Raw genomic sequence first — 16,486 nt, 5'->3', positions numbered from 1 at the left:
TTACTGCGAGCACGGGCAAAAATTTCATCGAGCGGTCGCCCGTCGATGATCGAACCCGTCATCAGAGATCAAGGGCCACGCCATTCACTCACCCCTCTCTTCCTGCAGCGCAGTCGTGAACGCTATGTTACATATTTAATCTAAACTCCGGAATCTTGTTGGCGGACGGCTGAGGAAACGCACAATAAACTTGGTTGTTTACCAAGGTAACAAATGGAGCGCGATCAAATCCGCCATTAACGAAACCGTGCAATTTCGAGAGAATGTTCATGTTGCAGCGCGAATTGACGCCGTAAAAGGTAAAATCATTGCGGCGCGCGCCTGCCGGAAAGCGACAGAATCTTGCGATCAAAGCTCCACTTTTCCAATCCGTCTCGTCTCGAGTCCGCCACGCGAAAGCGCGCTTTGGCGCTCTTCTCGAGACTGTCCGCCATCGCCCTCGCGGCAAGCCTCGTCTTCGCGCCAAACGTCGCTCTCTGCGCGGATGCGTGGAAGACGGGCGTAAATCTGTCTGGCGCGGAGTTGAATCCAGGGCGCAACCGCCCAAACATCGATTACGTCCTGCCGACGACGCAACAGATCGACTATTTCACCGAGCGAGGATTGCTCACGTTCCGGATCCCCGTGCTGAGCAGCCGACTGTTCGTCAGCGATAAATCGATCGTGACCGAGGATTGGCGCGCCCTTGTCAGTTTGATCGATTATGCGGCGCGCAAGGGCGCCGACGTCATCATCGATCTCCATCAGTATGGCGCGATCGACTCACGGCTCATTGGCCGAGACGCTTCAGCGACACAAGAGTTCGCTGCCGTCTGGGGTGAGATCGCCGCGCGGTTACGCGGCCGTACCAACGTCGTTTTCGGTTTGATGAACGAGCCGCACGAACAATCGGCCGCCGAATGGTTGACCGGCGCCAACGCTGCAATCGCCGCCATTCGGAAGAGCGGCGCCCGTCAGCTTATCCTCGTTCCTGGCTCCTATTGGAGCGGCGCGCATTCCTGGACCAATACCGACAATGGCGCCGTCATGACGGGCGTCGTAGACCCAGGAGACAACTTCGCCTATGAGCTGCACCAATATCTCGACGCCGATAGCTCCGGCACATCGCCTCAGGCGAGTTTGGGCGCCGGCAAGGCGCGTTTGAAAGAGTTTACTGAATGGGCGCGCGCCCGCCACGCCAAGGCGTTTCTCGGGGAATTTGGATTCGCGGCGACGCCGGAAGCGTTGGCCGAAGGTCGTGCGATGCTCGACTTTATGGCGCAGAACCGCGACGTATGGATCGGTTGGGCTTATTGGGCGGCGGGCGCCTGGTGGGGCGACTATATGTTCTCGGTTGAACCAAAAGACGGCCACGATCGGCCGCAGATGAGCGTTCTAAGCGCCTATGGACGCGCGCGCCGTCGCTGAGGCGCAAGCGCGAACTGCCCAAGAACGACATTCGCTCAGCGGCGCGCTCGTCGAGCCGCCTCATCCACTGGCGCGCCGCCCGAGGACGTCTCTATAAACCGTTTGGTATTTCTGCCCGACCTGCGGCCACGTGAATTTTTCCGCAACCTTGATCCCGTCGTCGCGCAAGTTCGGAGATGCGGCAAGATCCGCGAATGCGCCTCGAACGGCGGCCGCGCTTGATCGGGAGTCTTCAAAATCGACGATGCGAACGGCGCCGTGCTTCGAAGCAAACCCGCGGTAGGCCGCGTTGCTATGGACGACCGGAAGGAGACCTGCGCTCAGCGCTTCGACGAGCGCTATGCCAAACCCTTCATGCTCGGAGGCGCTGACGAAGATGCTGGATTGCCGGATCACCTCTGCGACGCCGGCGTCGTCGAGCCCCAGATAGCATTCCACTTTGGCATCGAGGCCGCGCGCGGAAATCTCGTTGCGTAAGCGTTCGCCCGACCAATCGGACTGAGTTCCGACAATATGCAGCCGCCACTCATCATCCTTGGCCGCCAAGGCCGACATCATATCGAGAAGACGGTCGATCCTTTTGTTATCGGAGAGCCGCCCGATCGTTATCATCGCTTTGACCGGTTCGGCGCTGGCCAGATTCGCGAATTTTGCAATATCGACCCCGTTCTCGACGAGACGCAGATTAGCAGGCGATATACCCGCAAACATCTGATAATCACTCTCGCTGCAAGCGACGATCGCGCCATAAAAGCGAGAGGACAGCCGCGTCACGGTATTGAACCAGATTTGCTTGAGCAAAGAGTTTTTGGACGTATGGAAGAAGCCGCCATGCGTGGTCGCGACAAGGGCCCGGTGACGCACACCAAGAGTCAGGGCAAGAAAATCGAAGAAAAAGTCTATCGCATGCACATGAACGATCTCCGCATCGCCAATGTGGCGGAGCACGCTCGGCGCCAAGGGGTAACGTGACGACCCGCGAAAAGGGATGCGCTGGATGTCGATCCCTTCCCGCGTCTCGCGCTCAGGGAGCTTCACGCCCCGACGCGTGAACAATTCGTCCAGCGTAACGATGCGGACATCGTCGCCTTTGGCGATCTGCTCGAGCGCGAGCCTGCGCACGAATTCTTCCAACCCGCCATTCGAAGGCCAGAATTGACGAACGACATGAACGATCTTCATTAGCGCCCGCCGTCTCCCCATGGCATTCCGCCGAATTTAGCGAAGGATTTACGGGGAAAATGATAAAGATCGACCTAACTACTTTCTAGAAGGCAGAATTCATGCGCAGCGCTAATGGGCCGGCAGAGAGTCTCGCATCCGGGAGCCCGAGCCTATCACTCATCCTTTGCACGGTCGGCCGCACCGCGCCGCTCAGCCGGCTGCTGGAATCTCTTGCCCGGCAAACGAGCGACGACTTCGAGGTGATTTTGGTCGACCAAAATCCGCCGGGCGCACTCGATCCCCTCCTCGCCGCCTATGCGGGCAAGCTCAAAATCTCACATTTGACCTCGCCGCGCGGTCTCTCCCGAGCTCGAAATGTCGGCCTTGCGGAAGCGAGAGGAGCGCTGATTTGCTTTCCCGACGACGATTGCTGGTATCCGGATGGGCTCATCGCCGACATCGCAACACGCTTCGCGCGAAATCCTGACATCGAGCTGATCATGGGCAGGACCGTCGACGCCTCGGGCAAAGACTCCCTCGGGAATTTTCTGACGGAGACCGTTGCGATTGATCGCCACAACGTGTGGTTCTGCGGCAACTCCAACACGATCTTCTTGCGCGCCGAACTGGCTCGCAAAATCGGCCCCTTCAACGAAGAACTCGGCGTGGGCGCGTCGACGGCTTTCAAATCGGGCGAAGAGACGGATTATGTGCTTCGGGGACTGAGCCTCGGCGCCGTCGCCTGGTTCCAAAGCGATCTGATCGTTCATCACGATCAGGTTGGCGCCGGAGGAGCCGGCGCCTCCCTCGAGCGCGCGCGCGCCTATGCGCCCGGATTTGGCCGCGTGTTGCGGCTCCATTACGGCGCGGGCTATTTTCTTTGGCGTTTGGCGCGGATGTTCGCGCGCGCCGCACTCTCGCTCGTTGCGCTCGACTTTACGACAGCGCGAGACAAGCTCGAATGGATGCGCGGAACGATCAAGGGCTATCGAGCGTCGCTTTGATCCGGAACACCAACACCGCCCAGGCAAAAGTGACTGCCCCCACGGTGTAACGCGCCATCAGCCGACGCGGCTCGTTCTTCAGCCGAAACAGCCATTCGAGACGCGCTTTTCGCATCCAGAAAGGCGCGCGAGGCATGCTCTCGGACAGGAAATCCAGCAGCGCGCCAACGCCGAAGACGAGCTTGCAATTCAGCGCCTGCGCATTTCTGTGCATGAATAGTTCCTGAAGCGGATTGCCCATGGCCACGAGGAGCACGTCCGGCGCCTCTTTGGCGATCAACGCCACGATCTCCCGTTCCTGCTCTGCCGAAAAATAGCCGTTGCGCACGAAGACGACCTGATGCCGCGGATAGCGCGCCGCCAGGCTCTTCGCCGCCCGATGCGCGACTCCCGGTTTTCCGCCAAGGAGAGCAATGCGCAGGGAGTGTTTCGATTTTGCGAGAAAGGCCGGAATGAAATCCGTGCCGTTCAAATTTGCTGGAAAAGGCTTGCCTGTGATCAGCCTGGACGCAATGTCGAGCGCCACCCCATCATTGAAAAGAAGCATGCGTGATAGGGCCGCCCGATAGGTTGGGTCGAAAAGGGCTTGGCTGACGCAGTGCGCATTACAAAATGCGACGCGCTTCGGAGAGTCCTTCTCCAGCGCCTCGTCGAGTTGTTTCAGCGCTGCATCGACGGTCAGGTGCTCTACTCTGATCGGCCCCAGGATGAGCTCGTTGGGCATTCGGGAAACTCACAAGCCAAATGAAATCCGCAAACATTTAAGCTATAGATCGTTTGCCCGAATTTGAATAGAATACGGACAATTTTAGGTAAATTTTTCTCTTAACCATTCGAACAGTTGGCAGATAGACAGCGCTCGTCAGAACATATTGTTTTTTAATATGTTTTTTGGACGCGTTTTGGCGACTTCTCCAACTCCGGCCGTTTTGAAGCCGGGGAATTTTGCCGCTGCGAGGCAACGTGCCGCACTTGAAGAGCCCGAGAGCGGCGCGTCGATGTCCGGGAGGCAACCGCCGCTCCGCCCCTCGGCGGGTCGCAATCAAATACCCGCCCTCGACAAAGTGATGCGAGATCCGTTTGATTGGCCCTTCTACAAACTACTTCGCCTCGGGGCTCGGCGGTTTGATCTCCGGCGTCGAGCGAGGGTCCATCTTTGGCGCTGGTTTTACAAAGGAGGGATCGACGTCCTGCTTCGGTTTCAGGACGCCTTTCTGCCTATCGAGGCGCTGGCTGAGGGTTTCGTCGCCAGACGGCTCTCTTTTTGGCTGTGCCTCCTCTGCGGCCAGCGCCCCAACGTATTGGGTTGCCGCGAGGAGCACGAAAAAGATTTGAATCGGTCGCATGGTGCCTCCGGATCGCCCGCCCGCCGGATAGATAGAACATTCGGCAGGCGCCGCGGATCGTGGAAAATGATCGAAAAAAGCGGTCGGCGGCGTTTCTCGACGACGATATGCTTTCTGGACGAGCTCACGAGAGGAGGCGGCATGATGAGATTTGCATCGATCGCGCTGGCGGCGGCGCTCGCTGTCTGGGCTTCTCCGCCCGCCCGCGCCGAGAGCCAGAAACACGCGGAGGAACAAGTTGTTGCGCGGGGGCTGCCGGCCGAGGCGGTGACATCTCACATCATCTCTCTGCAAGGCGAGCAGGTCGCGTTCACCGCGCGTGCGGGAGCCATTCGGCTACGCGACGCCAAGAGCGACGCGCCCCAGGCCGACGTCGCCTATGTTTCCTATGAGCGCAACGGCGCCGACGCCGCCGCGCGCCCGGTCATTTTTGTCTTCAACGGCGGGCCAGGCGCCGCCTCTGCATGGTTGGGGCTGGGCGCCCTTTCGCCCTGGCGGCTGCGCTTCCCGGCGGACGCCCCCTCCCCTTCCCGAGCGCCCGTGCTTGCCGACAATGCGGAGACATGGCTCGCCTTCGCCGATCTCGTCCTGATCGATCCGCCTGGGACGGGCTACAGCAAATTGTTGTCCGACAGCGACGACATCGAGAAGCGCTTTTTCTCCGTCGACGGCGACGCCGAGGCGCTCTCAGTCGTCATGCGCAAATGGCTCGCGGCCAGGGGCCGTCTTCTGTCGCCAAAATATATTGTCGGCGAAAGCTACGGCGCTTTTCGCGCGATCAAAGCGCTAGCGGCTTTGAGAGAGCGCGAGAATATTGGCGTCGAGGGTCTTTATCTGGTGTCGCCCGCATTGGATTTTGCTTGGTTGCAGGGCGGGCGCAATCTTCTGTCCTACGCGGGGCTGCTGCCCTCCATGACCGCCGTCGCGCGCGGCTCCAACGGGCGGACCGAGCTGGCGGACGCCGAAACCTACGCTGCGGGCGACTATATTGTCGACCTGCTCAAAGGCGCCAAGGATGGACCGGCGCTCGCCCGCATGAACCAGTCCGTCGCACGCTTCACCTTGCTCGACAGCCATTTCGTCTCGCGCCTCGGCGCCCGTATCGACGCGAAGAGCTTCAGCCGCGAACGTGGTCGCAACAAGCAGCGCGTCTCCAGCGCCTATGACGGCGGCGTGGAGGGTTACGATCCCACGCCCTTTGCGCCGGTGAGCGACTGGAGCGATCCGGTTCTCGAAACATGGCGCACGCCGCTCGGCGCAGCCATGATGCGCCTCACCCAGGAAAAGCTCGCCTGGCCGATCGGCGAAGCACGCTATTTCATCCTCAACGAACGGATCGCACGCCGGTGGGATTTCGGTCATGGCGGACGCGAGAACGCCGAGGTTGTCTCCGATCTGCGTGACGCCTTGGCGCTCGATCCCAGACTGCGGGTTTTTGTCGTCCATGGCGTCGCCGATCTCGTGACGCCCTATTTCGCCACCAAGCTGATGCTCGATCAACTGCCCGCCTATGGGGACGCCGACCGCGTCCGCCTCATTGTGCTGAAAGGCGGGCACATGCCCTATCTGCACGATGAGTCGCGCGCGGGCATGCGCGATGCCGCGCGAAAGCTGGTCGAGGGCCAACACTGAAGATCAGGCGCCATTCCATTTTCGTTTGAACAGCTCGCACCGGGCGCGTGTTTTGCCCGGCGGGCAGCCACAAGAACGCTGGTTTTGCCCAGAGCCCGTCATTGCGAGTGAAGCGAAGCAATCCAGGGCGGCGATGCGGCCCTGGATTGCTTCGTCGCTTCGCCGCATGACGGCGGTGATTTTCCTATGTGTCCAAACGGCGCGAGCGTCGGGGATGGCGCCGAACCAATCGAGCGGAAGTAAAAAGCTTGCGGGCTCGGCGCGCTCGTCGATTACGGACCGCCCAGCGTTTCGACGCCGAACCATTTGACTTTGACCTGATCATAATGCGCGCTCGGATCGTAAATCGCGACATCGAGATTCAGAGTATCCGCTGAAAGCCGCCCGATGGAGCCGAGAACGGCGTAGGACGCGACGACAAGATCGCGTTGCGCGACAACGATCGCGACGCGCGTGTTCAGGAGCGCCTGCTGAGCATTCAAGACATCGAGCGTCGTGCGCCTTCCAACTTTCGCCTCGTCCCGCACGCCAATGAGCGCAGTCTCCGCCGCTTTTTCGGCGGCGCGCCAGGACGTCAGAGACGCCTTCGCCGTTTCGAGAAGCCCGTAGCTCGACACCACGCTCGCCCTTACGCTGTCGCGTTGCAGATCCGCATTCAGCCGCGCCTGTCCGAGACGCTCCTTGGCCTGGCGGATCGACGCATATTCGCCGCCGCCCTGATAGAGCGGCACATTGAGCTGCCCGACGACCGCGGCGGCAAACTGGCGCGTGCCTGGGACGCCCAGAACCGCGTCGCGTTCGTTCGTGAGCTGCGCGCCAACCGATAGAGTTGGCGAAAGCACGCTTTCGGCCGCCTTCACAGCTTGTTCCGCTGCGTCGACCTGATGCAGGGCCGCGGTCACGCCCGGATGTTCGGCCAGCGCGACGGTAATCGCTTGGTTCAGGGATTTTGGCAGCAAGGGCTCGACCGAGGGGCTCGGCTCCAGGCGCCTTGGCTCGTTGCCGATAATCTGGCGGTAGCCGGCGATGCTGGTCTTGAGTTGCGCCTGCGCCGCGTAAAGCTGCGAACGCGCCTGCGCCAATGACGCCTGCGCTTGCGCGACATCGGTCTGCGTCACCGCGCCCACGCTGAAACGGTCGGCGGTGACTTTGAGCTGCTGCTCCAGCACCGAGATGTTATTTCGCCGCAGGCGCATTATCGCCGTATCGCGCAGGACGTTCATATAAGCGGCGGCGCCGTTCTGGAGGACGGCCTGTTCGGTGAGACGCAGCGTCGAACGCGCGGCGAAAACACTCGACTCGGCCTGCCTGAAAGCGCTTTCGGTACGCCCCCCATCGAAAAGGGTCTGCGAAACAGCGAGCGTCGCGCCGCGGGGAAAGCTCGAGAAGGCGTCATCGACGAACTGGCGTTGTCCGTTCGCAGATCGGCCCGCCGGGATTTTGATCGCTCCAACCTGCCACCCCGCCGTCGCTTGAATGCTGGCTTTCGGGCGCTTGCCCGCAAGCGCTTTCGGCGCTTCTTCATCCTGCGCGCGAACGCTCGCCCGGCTCTGGTTCAAATCGGGGTTTTCGACATAGGCGCGCGCCAAAGCCGATCGCAGGCTCTCGGCATGAGCCTCGATTCCGCCGGCGAATATCGAGCCGCTCAAAACCGCGCCAACAAGGAGACGGCGCCTCGCCAAGCCCTCCGAGCGCGCGATTCCTCGCTTGTTTTTCACGGCTCTTCTTATTCCTCGAAGAGAAGATCGAGATTGGCGTCGAAGAGCGCCCCGATGTCGAGGGGCTGGGACCTGTCGAGCAAGCCATTGTGAACGATCCCGTACCAGATCGGCGCAATCAGCAGCTCCGGATTGTCCACCAGCGCATCGGATTTCAATTCGCCTTCCTCGCGCGCCGATCGCACAAGGTTGCGAAGCTGGTTCAGCAAAGGATCGAACATCTCGCGGCGGTAGATTTCGATGAGCACGGGAAATCGCACGCCCTCTGTCAGGACGAGCCGCGCCAGGGCCGCGCGTCCCTGACGCTCGACGACCTGCATTGCAGGCGACATGGTGCGCCTGAGAAACGCGCCCACCTTCTCGCCCGGCGCCCGGTTGGCGGCGTTCACATCGACGACCGCGCCAGCGATCTCCTGCCGAACGACGCCCTCGAACAAGGCTTCCTTCGTCGGAAAATAACGATAAGGCGTGCCCTTTGCGACGCCCGCCCGCCTCGCGACCGCATCCATGGTCGCGCATGCAAAGCCTCGCTCCAGAAACTCCGCGAGCGCCGCTGAAACGATCGCGCGCCGCGTCTGCGTCGTTTTCTCTACGCTCGGGCTCCTCGCCCGCTGCCGCAGCTCTTTCTGCGGGGCGTCGCCTCGCCGCTGAGCGCCAGCCGCCATCTTGAATGCTCCCTCTCTTGACACAAAATGACTAACCGGTCATTTTTACAAAATCAAGAGGGTTGGCGAAGCCGACCCAATGAGCGGCTTCGTTTCACGAAGGAAACTACGTGCTGCCCCGCCCCGAGCATTGGCTTTTCTCCATTCAGGCGTTCCTTGCCGGAGTTCTCGCGCTGGCGGTCGCCTTCTGGCTGGACTTGCCGCGGCCCTATTGGGCGCTCGCAACCGTTTACATCACCGCACAGCCGCTCACGGGCGCAACATTTTCGAAGTCCTTCTATCGCGCGATTGGAACATTGGCGGGAGCGGCCATGGCCATTGCGCTCGTTCCCAACCTCGTGAATGCGCCGCCCGTGCTCATCCTCGCCATCGCGATTTGGTCGGGCCTGTGCCTTTATGCGTCGATTCTCGATCGGAGCCCGCGTGGATACGCCTTCATGCTCGCGGGCTATACGACGGCGATCATCGGATTCCCGGCGGTCGATACGCCCATCGAGATCTTCGACCTCGCCTTGGCGCGCACGGAAGAAATTCTCGTCGGCATTTTTTGCGCCGCTTTGGTGTCGAGCCTGCTTTTCCCGCGTAGCGTCGGACCGGCAGTGGCGGAACGCGTTGCGCTTTGGCTGAACGACGCGCGGGCCGCCGGGCGCGACGCGTTGCGTAAAATCGATCCTGGCGCCCGAGAAGCGCATTGGCTGCAGCTTGCCGCCGACACGACAAAGATCGAAGCGCTTGCCGAGCATCTTCCTTTTGAAGCAGCCACAGACCCGGCTGTGTCGCCTTTGGCGCACAGCCTTGTTCCGCGCATGCTCATGACGCTGCCAATGATTTCGGCTGTCGGGGACCTGATGCGCGAGCTCGGCGCGCTCGGCGGTCCCTCGCCCGAGATGGCGTCTTTGCTCGCGCGCGTCGATCCCGCCTTCGCGGCCCACGCCCCTCGCGCGGACGCTACTATGTTGGAAGGGCTAGACGCCTTTACCCGCGCTCGCGGCCCCATCACATGCTGGCGGGCGTTCGTCGAGCTCACCCTCGCGCTTCGCCTACGCGACCTTGTCGCTCTTTTTTCGGACAATGACGCCCTCGCGCGCGCCCTTGCCGCCAACACGCAGAGCCTCGACAAGCCCCTCGCCTTTCCGCTCGACGCAGATGCGCCGCGCGTTCGCCATGACGAGCATGCCCGGGCGCTCATTGCCGCCGCGACGCTCTCACTCGCCCTCATCTTCTGCTGCGCCTTCTGGATTCTCACGAGCTGGCAGGAAGGCGCCGCCGCAGCGATGATGGCGGCCGTCGCGGGCAGTCTCTTTGCGACACAGGACGATCCCGTGCCTTCTATCCGGAAGTTCGGGATATGGAGCGCCGTCGCCGTCGCAACCTCCGGCCTCTATGTTTTCGTGATTCTCCCCAAGGTCCATAGTTTCGAGACTCTCGCGCTTGCGCTTGCGCCGGCCTTGCTTCTCTTCGGCCTGCTCATTGCGGAGCCGAAGACCTTTGTGATCGGCGTCGCTCTTGGCATTCTCATGCCGACGACCATGGCGCTCCAAAGCGCCTATGAGGTAGACGCCAAAGCCTTTTTGAATACCGGCATGGCGATGATCTCCGGCATGGCGATCGCGGCGGTAACTACCGCGGTGGTGCGCGTCATTGGCGCGGAATGGCGTGCGGCGCAATTTGTTCGCGCGAACAACCGCAGCCTCGCGGAGGTCGCCGATATTCGAAGCCGGCGCAATGACGCCTATCTGCTGGGGCTCATGTTCGACAGGCTGTCGACGATCGCCCCCATCGTGCAATCGGCCGATGAAGACATGCCGGACGCCATGCGGCAATTGCGGGCGGGGCTGAATATGGTCGAGGCCCGCAAGGCGCGCGCGAAGCTTCCGCAAAGAGCGCGGCGACGGCTCGACGCCGCGTTGTTGCGCCTGCGACGCAACTATCGGCGGCATACACCGCTCGACAGCCGCGCGCTCGCAGCGCTCGATCGCGCCATTCGGGCCCTGCGTGGCGGCGACGCGGCGGAGAGGGAGGCGCTTCTTGCGCTCGCGGGTCTGCGTCGTTGCCTCTTTCCGCAAGCGGCGCCGCTTCAACTCGCAGATTTCGGAGGACATCCATGAATGCGGAGGTGAGTTTCTTTGGACTCTATGCGCCCGGACTTCTGGTGTGTGCGCCGCTCGCCTACATTCTCGCTTCCCTGTTGCGATTGGCGCTGAGCGCCTTGGGCGTTTATCGGTTTCTCTGGCACCGGGGTCTGTTCAACGCCGCCGTCTTCGTGTGTTTCCTCGGCGCCCTCCTTCACGTGCTTTCGAGGACCGCGCTATGAAGGAAGCACTGGCGAAATCTCTCGGCGTCGCGATCACTGTGGCGATAACGCTGGCTGCGGTCTTCGTGGGATGGCGTCTGTGGTCTTATTATGAGGAAGAGCCATGGACGCGCGACGGCCGCGTTCGCGCAGAGGTCGTCGCTGTCGCGCCCGACGTCTCGGGCCTCGTGAGCGAAGTCCTCGTGCACGACAATCAACGCGTCCGGAAGGGCGATGTCCTGTTCCGCATCGACCGGAAGCGTTTCGAGCTGGCGTTGCGCCAGGCGGAGGCGACCCTCGCCGGCCGCGCCGCCGCGCTCGAGGTCACGGCGCAGGACTTCACGCGCTACCGCACGCTCGACGCCAAAAACAACATCGCCGTTTCCAAGCAACAGTTCGAGAATGTGACGGGGCAGCACGAGCAGGCGCGCGCGGCTTACGACCTTGCGGTCGCCGACCGCGATCTCGCCCGCCTCAATCTCGAGCGTTCCGAGGTGCGCGCCTCCGTCAATGGCGCGATGACGAATTTCGAGCTGCGGCCGGGAAGCTATGTGACGGCGGGCAAAAGCGTCGCGGCGCTCGTCGACGAGGATAGCCTTCACGTCGACGGCTATTTCGAGGAGACCAAGCTCCCCATGATCCATGTCGGCGACCGTGTCGCGGTGCATCTGATGGGCGAGCGCCAGCCTCTCTTCGGCCATGTTGAAGGGATTGCGAGCGGCATCGAGGATCGCGATCGCAGCAGCGGCGCCAACCTTCTGGCGAACGTCAACCCCACCTTCAATTGGGTGCGGCTGGCCCAGCGCATTCCAGTGCGCATCGCTCTCGATCAGCCCCCACCGGACATCCGACTCGTGGCCGGCCGGACCGCGACCGTCTTTGTCGATCCGCAAGACCAATCGAAGCGCGCCTTTTCGCTGTTTCCGGGATGGTAGGGCGACGAGCCAGCGCCTCTGCTCGGCCCTATATGTCATGAGAGTCGATCCGGCCTAGCGCGCCTTTCGCTTGCATGGAATCATGCGAGCGATGAGAAAGCGCGCAGAGTCACAAAGCTGGAGCCCATTCTTATCGCAAAAGTCTATTACCTTTTGCGGAATGCGCTCTGATCGGGAAACATTCGCGATGCTCACAAGGCTCCTCGTCCCGCTCGATCTTGCCGAGCCTCAGATGACAAAGCTGGCGGTGGATTACGCCGAAACGCTCGCCAAAGCTTTCGACGCGGAAATTCGTCTGATCAATGTGCAATCGCTCACGCCGATCAAGCTGATCGATTATCTCCCTCGCGATTTCGACGAGAATATAAGGCGGGGTTTCGAGAGCGAATTAGCGCAGGTCGCGGCCAATATCGATCGCCCGGCTGAGCGCATTTCCACAGTGCTGCTATTCGGGCCGGTGTATCAAACCGTCCTGGCGGAGGCGGGGCGCTGGGGCGCCGACCTTATCCTGCTGTGTTCGCATCGCCCCGACATGGACCGCTTTCTGATCGGCTCGAACGCCAGCGCGATCGTGCGGCATGCGGCCTGCCCGGTTCTCGTGCTGCGCTAGAGCGCTTTTGCGCTCTTTTTGCTCGCGGGACCGTGCGGGCGAAATGCGCGTCAATGCTCGACCGCGCGCGGTTGCGTTGCCGCCGCAAAAAAGACCTGCCGCGTAATATTCGTGTAACCGCCTTCGAGCGCCATCGCTCCAACAAAAACGAGCACGGCGAGCGGCGGAACAAGAATTGCGGCGACAAGCGCAAGGCGCTCCCACGCCATATGCATGAACACCGCGACGATCAGCCCGGCCTTGAGCAGCATGAACAGAATGATCAATCCCCAACGAAGCTCGCCGTGGAAATTGAAATAATCGACCAAATAGGAGCAGGCGCTCAAAACGAACAGCAAGACCCAGACCAGTAGATAGAGTGCGATCGGGTGCTGTTGGCCATGAACGGCGGCGCCCGGCGTGCTACGCGATTTGGCGGACGAGGCGTGCGCGAGAGCTGTCATTTTATCACCAGCCGCTTCCATTTCCCTGCTCCTCCCGGAAATTCGTCGCCGCTCACCAGAGATAGAAGAAGGCGAAAATGAACACCCAGACCAGATCCACAAAGTGCCAATAAAGCCCCATGATCTCGACGATCTCGTACCGGCCCCGGCGGCCCGTAAAAAATCCAGGCTTCGCCCGATCATAGTCGCCGCGCCAGACGGATCTCGCAATAATCAGAAGGAAGATCACGCCCATCGAAACATGGAAGCCGTGAAAGCCGGTGATCATGAAAAAGCAGGAGCCGAACTGCGCGGCGCCGAAGGGATTGCCCCAAGGGCGCACCCCTTCCTGGATAAGCTTGGTCCATTCGAACGCCTGCATGCCGACGAAGGTCGCGCCGAAGAAAGCTGTCGCCAGCATCATCAGCGCCGCCTTCCGACGCTCCCGCGCATAAGCGTAATTGACGGCAATCGCCATTGTGCCCGAGCTTGTGATCAGGTCGAAGGTCATGATGGCGATGAGGATGAGCGGGATTTTCTTTCCGCCGATGTCGAGCGCGAAGATTTCGCTGGGATTCGGCCAGGGAACCGTCGTCGACATGCGGACGGTCATGTAGGAAACGAGAAAGCAGCTAAAAATAAATGTGTCGCTGACGAGGAAAATCCACATCATCGTCTTTCCCCAGGACGCGCTCTTGAAGGAGCGCTGATCCGAGGACCAATCCGCGACGACGCCGCTCACGCCGCTCGGCCGTTGAGCCTCCACCGCCGTCTTTTGTCCCACAGACTCGACTGACATGCGACGATCCTTCGATCACGAAAGAAGACGGCGGCACACGACGCCGAGCGTGTCCGCCCATCCCACGAGCAGGGCGAAAAGGAGCAACCAAACGGCCAGCAGGAAATGCCAGTAGATGGCGCAAAGTTCGACCGTCCCCGCCAAAGCATTCTCCGCCTCCTTCCGCGACGCTTGCGCGATCGTCCAGAACAGGACCGCGAGCCCTCCCAGCAAATGTAGCGCGTGGGCGCCCGTGAGCAGAAAGAAGAAAGCATTGGCGGGATTCTGCGACGCGTAGAAGCCGCCTGCGATCATGTCGCGCCAGGCCCATAGCTGCCCGAACAGGAAAACCAGACTCGCAACGGCGCCGGCGGATAGCGCATATCTCATTCGCTCCCGAGCCGCTGTCTTTCGCGCGGCGCTCGCGACATGCAGGGCGCCGCTCGCGGCGATGAGAGCGGCTGTGTTGAACCAAAGAATGCCGGGCAAAGGCGGCGAGAGCCAATCATACGAGCCCATCCGCATGAAAAAGGCCGCGCAAAGCAACGAGAACAGGCAGAGAGCCACCGCCAGAAAGACGATGAGGCCGGTCTTCGCCGCATTGGGCGGGCGGCCGCCATTGGCGCGATAGGCTGCTATCTCGCCTTCTTGCAGCCAAGACGCCTCCAACACGCCCTCGCGCCACAGATAGATGAGCGCCACCGAAAAGACGCAGATGAAAAAGAGCCCCATGACGCTCATGTCGCATCTTCTCCTCTCTGCGGCGGCGCATTCTGCGGCACGAAATCTTCCGCAGCGCCGGGGATGCTGTAGCCGTAAGGCCAGCGATAAACGATGGGGAGCTGTTTGCCCCAATTGCCGTGACCCGGAGGGGTTTCCGGCGTCTGCCATTCCAGCGACGCCGCGCGCCAGGGATTGCCCCCGGCGAGCACGCCATGCTTGAGGCTGCTGAGAGCGTTGTAGAAGAAGATGGATTGCGCAAAGCCGACGATCAGCGCCATGATTGTCATGAAGATATTCAGCCCGACGATCGAGTGCGGGAGAAAGGCGGCGTCCCCCATCTCGAAAAACCGGCGCGGGACGCCGGAAAGCCCGAGGTAATGCATCGGGAAGAACACGGCATAGGCGCCGAGGAAGGTGATCCAGAAATGGACTTTGCCCAAGCGCTCGTCCATCAATCTGCCTGTGATCTTCGGATACCAGTGGTAGATCGCGCCGAAGATCACCAGGATGGGAGCGACGCCCATCACCATATGGAAATGCGCGACGACGAACAGCGTCGCCGAGAGCGGAACATCGACGATCACATTGCCGAGATAAAGACCCGTGATTCCGCCATTGACGAATGTGACGAGAAAACCCAGCGCGAAGAGCATCGGCGTCGTAAAATGGATGTCGGCGCGCCAGAGCGTCACCACCCAATTATAGACCTTCATTGCTGTCGGCACGGCGATGGCAAGTGTCGTGACGGCGAAGAAGAAGCCGAAGATCGGGTCCATGCCGCTCACATACATATGGTGGCCCCAGACCACCATGCTCAGAACGCCGATCGCCAGAATCGCCCAGACCATCATGCGATAGCCGAAAATATTCTTGCGCGCATGGACGCTGATAAGATCGGAAACCATGCCGAAAGCGGGCAGCGCGACGATATAGACCTCTGGGTGCCCGAAGAACCAGAACAGATGTTGGAAAAGGATCGGGCTGCCGCCGCTGTAGTCGCGCCGTTCGCCCATCTCCACAATCGCCGGAACGAAAAAGCTGGTGCCGAGCGTGCGATCAAGCAACAACATGACGCAGGCGACGAACAGACCCGGGAAGGCAAGAAGCGCCATTACCGCCGCAGTGAAGATGCCCCAAACAGTGAGCGGCATGCGCATGAGCGTCATGCCGCGCGTGCGGCCCTGCAGCACCGTCACGACGTAATTGAGGCCACCCATCGTGAAGCCGACGATGAAGAGAATGAGCGACGAGAGCATCAATATGATGCCCCACTCATGGCCAGGGGTTCCGGTAAGAATTGCTTGCGGCGGATAGAGCGTCCAGCCGGCGCCGGTCGGCCCGCCGGGAACGAAATAGCTTGCCGCGAGGACGAGCGTCGCCAGCAGATACACCCAATAGCTCAGCATATTGACGAAGGGAAACACCATGTCCCGCGCGCCGACCATGAGGGGAATGAGGTAATTGCCGAAACCGCCGAGGAAGATCGCGGTGAGCATATAAACCACCATGATCATGCCATGCATGGTGACGGCCTGGTAATAGACATTGGCGTCGATGAAGGGGATGGCGCCGGGAAAGGCGAGCTGCAATCTGATCAGCCACGACAGCACGAGCGCAACAAGCCCGATCGCGATCGCCGTGCAGGCATATTGAATGGCGATGACCTTGGCGTCTTGTGAAAAGACGTATTTCGTCAGCCAAGACGTCGCGTGGTAGAGCTCGACGTCCTCGACCTCCTGGGTTGGAACGCCGTCGTCCTCTATCGAGACATCGGTCATGGTCGATCCCC

Annotated in this window: 15 protein-coding genes; 7 read left to right on the top strand and 8 right to left on the bottom strand. The window is 61.1% G+C overall.

Going from position 1 to position 16,486, the window contains the following annotated elements; translation table 11 throughout:
• Positions 1–405: 405 nt before the first annotated feature.
• Positions 406–1,407: a glycoside hydrolase family 5 protein gene (locus JJT62_RS15445; protein WP_246744935.1), complete on the top strand. Its 1,002-nt coding sequence runs from the start codon at positions 406–408 to the stop codon at positions 1,405–1,407.
• Positions 1,408–1,467: 60 nt separating this feature from the next.
• On the opposite strand, the gene JJT62_RS15440 is transcribed toward JJT62_RS15445, so the two are convergent.
• On the bottom strand, positions 1,468–2,589 hold the full coding sequence (locus tag JJT62_RS15440) for a glycosyltransferase family 4 protein (RefSeq protein WP_202073666.1): 1,122 nt from the start codon (positions 2,587–2,589) through the stop codon (positions 1,468–1,470).
• Positions 2,590–2,690: 101 nt separating this feature from the next.
• Here JJT62_RS15440 and JJT62_RS15435 point away from each other — a divergent pair, with 101 nt between their 5' ends.
• Positions 2,691–3,575 carry a glycosyltransferase family 2 protein gene (locus tag JJT62_RS15435; protein ID WP_202073665.1) on the top strand — a complete coding sequence of 295 codons (885 nt, stop codon included), beginning with the start codon at positions 2,691–2,693 and terminating at the stop codon, positions 3,573–3,575.
• On the opposite strand, the gene JJT62_RS15430 is transcribed toward JJT62_RS15435, so the two are convergent.
• Positions 3,550–4,299, bottom strand: coding sequence for a WecB/TagA/CpsF family glycosyltransferase (locus JJT62_RS15430; RefSeq protein WP_202073664.1), 750 nt, complete (start codon positions 4,297–4,299; stop codon positions 3,550–3,552). The genes JJT62_RS15435 and JJT62_RS15430 overlap by 26 nt on opposite strands.
• Before the next feature lie 763 nt (positions 4,300–5,062).
• Here JJT62_RS15430 and JJT62_RS15425 point away from each other — a divergent pair.
• Complete coding sequence (locus JJT62_RS15425) at positions 5,063–6,553, top strand: S10 family peptidase (protein WP_202073663.1); 1,491 nt, start codon at positions 5,063–5,065, stop codon at positions 6,551–6,553.
• Positions 6,554–6,825: 272 nt separating this feature from the next.
• Here the strand turns inward: JJT62_RS15425 and JJT62_RS15420 are convergent, their stop codons facing one another.
• The gene (locus JJT62_RS15420; RefSeq protein ID WP_246744934.1) at positions 6,826–8,202 is read right to left on the bottom strand and encodes a TolC family outer membrane protein; all 1,377 of its coding nucleotides are present in this window, start codon (positions 8,200–8,202) and stop codon (positions 6,826–6,828) included.
• Positions 8,203–8,279: 77 nt separating this feature from the next.
• Positions 8,280–8,936, bottom strand: coding sequence for a TetR/AcrR family transcriptional regulator (locus JJT62_RS15415; protein WP_202073662.1), 657 nt, complete (start codon positions 8,934–8,936; stop codon positions 8,280–8,282).
• A 110-nt stretch (positions 8,937–9,046) separates the two neighbouring features.
• Between JJT62_RS15415 and JJT62_RS15410 the strand changes: the two genes are divergently transcribed.
• The 4 genes from JJT62_RS15410 (at position 9,047) to JJT62_RS15395 (ending at position 12,774) form a co-directional block, all read left to right on the top strand.
• Positions 9,047–11,044 carry an FUSC family protein gene (locus JJT62_RS15410; RefSeq protein WP_202073661.1) on the top strand — a complete coding sequence of 666 codons (1,998 nt, stop codon included), beginning with the start codon at positions 9,047–9,049 and terminating at the stop codon, positions 11,042–11,044.
• Positions 11,041–11,250: a DUF1656 domain-containing protein gene (locus JJT62_RS15405; RefSeq protein ID WP_202073660.1), complete on the top strand. Its 210-nt coding sequence runs from the start codon at positions 11,041–11,043 to the stop codon at positions 11,248–11,250. The genes JJT62_RS15410 and JJT62_RS15405 overlap by 4 nt, the downstream gene beginning before the upstream one ends.
• On the top strand, positions 11,247–12,164 hold the full coding sequence (locus JJT62_RS15400; protein ID WP_202073659.1) for an HlyD family secretion protein: 918 nt from the start codon (positions 11,247–11,249) through the stop codon (positions 12,162–12,164). Before JJT62_RS15405 ends, JJT62_RS15400 begins: the two co-directional genes overlap by 4 nt.
• A gap of 187 nt (positions 12,165–12,351) precedes the next feature.
• Complete coding sequence (locus tag JJT62_RS15395) at positions 12,352–12,774, top strand: universal stress protein (protein ID WP_202073658.1); 423 nt, start codon at positions 12,352–12,354, stop codon at positions 12,772–12,774.
• A gap of 50 nt (positions 12,775–12,824) precedes the next feature.
• Here JJT62_RS15395 and JJT62_RS15390 read toward each other — a convergent pair whose 3' ends face one another.
• The 4 genes from JJT62_RS15390 to JJT62_RS15375 are packed head-to-tail and all read right to left on the bottom strand — an operon-like array spanning position 12,825 to position 16,475.
• Positions 12,825–13,217 (bottom strand): cytochrome C oxidase subunit IV family protein, encoded by a 393-nt coding sequence (locus JJT62_RS15390; RefSeq protein WP_202073657.1) that lies wholly within the window; start codon positions 13,215–13,217, stop codon positions 12,825–12,827.
• A 52-nt stretch (positions 13,218–13,269) separates the two neighbouring features.
• Entirely contained in the window at positions 13,270–13,995 is a 726-nt protein-coding gene (locus JJT62_RS15385; protein ID WP_202073656.1) for a heme-copper oxidase subunit III family protein, read from the bottom strand.
• Between the two features lie 15 nt (positions 13,996–14,010).
• Positions 14,011–14,715: a cytochrome c oxidase subunit 3 gene (locus JJT62_RS15380; RefSeq protein ID WP_202073655.1), complete on the bottom strand. Its 705-nt coding sequence runs from the start codon at positions 14,713–14,715 to the stop codon at positions 14,011–14,013.
• Positions 14,712–16,475, bottom strand: a complete 1,764-nt coding sequence (locus tag JJT62_RS15375) for a cbb3-type cytochrome c oxidase subunit I (RefSeq protein ID WP_202073654.1) — start codon at positions 16,473–16,475, stop codon at positions 14,712–14,714. Before JJT62_RS15375 ends, JJT62_RS15380 begins: the two co-directional genes overlap by 4 nt.
• Positions 16,476–16,486 lie beyond the last annotated feature (11 nt).

It is taken from the genome of Methylocystis sp. Sn-Cys (genome assembly GCF_016745395.1).
GTDB lineage: Bacteria > Pseudomonadota > Alphaproteobacteria > Rhizobiales > Beijerinckiaceae > Methylocystis > Methylocystis iwaonis.
Note: the sequence above shows the minus strand (reverse complement) of the source record. Positions and strands in the feature narration are given on the sequence as shown.

Excerpts from the sequence above, each read along its gene's own strand:
- JJT62_RS15430 (WP_202073664.1), bottom strand. The coding sequence starts at position 4,299 with ATGCCCAACGAGCTCATCCTGGGGCCGATCAGAGTAGAGCACCTGACC.
- JJT62_RS15375 (WP_202073654.1), bottom strand. The coding sequence starts at position 16,475 with ATGACCGATGTCTCGATAGAGGACGACGGCGTTCCAACCCAGGAGGTC.
- JJT62_RS15425 (WP_202073663.1), top strand. The coding sequence starts at position 5,063 with ATGATGAGATTTGCATCGATCGCGCTGGCGGCGGCGCTCGCTGTCTGG.
- JJT62_RS15415 (WP_202073662.1), bottom strand. The coding sequence starts at position 8,936 with ATGGCGGCTGGCGCTCAGCGGCGAGGCGACGCCCCGCAGAAAGAGCTG.
- JJT62_RS15405 (WP_202073660.1), top strand. The coding sequence starts at position 11,041 with ATGAATGCGGAGGTGAGTTTCTTTGGACTCTATGCGCCCGGACTTCTG.
- JJT62_RS15390 (WP_202073657.1), bottom strand. The coding sequence starts at position 13,217 with ATGACAGCTCTCGCGCACGCCTCGTCCGCCAAATCGCGTAGCACGCCG.
- JJT62_RS15385 (WP_202073656.1), bottom strand. The coding sequence starts at position 13,995 with ATGTCAGTCGAGTCTGTGGGACAAAAGACGGCGGTGGAGGCTCAACGG.
- JJT62_RS15435 (WP_202073665.1), top strand. The coding sequence starts at position 2,691 with ATGCGCAGCGCTAATGGGCCGGCAGAGAGTCTCGCATCCGGGAGCCCG.
- JJT62_RS15400 (WP_202073659.1), top strand. The coding sequence starts at position 11,247 with ATGAAGGAAGCACTGGCGAAATCTCTCGGCGTCGCGATCACTGTGGCG.
- JJT62_RS15440 (WP_202073666.1), bottom strand. The coding sequence starts at position 2,589 with ATGAAGATCGTTCATGTCGTTCGTCAATTCTGGCCTTCGAATGGCGGG.
- JJT62_RS15395 (WP_202073658.1), top strand. The coding sequence starts at position 12,352 with ATGCTCACAAGGCTCCTCGTCCCGCTCGATCTTGCCGAGCCTCAGATG.
- JJT62_RS15380 (WP_202073655.1), bottom strand. The coding sequence starts at position 14,715 with ATGAGCGTCATGGGGCTCTTTTTCATCTGCGTCTTTTCGGTGGCGCTC.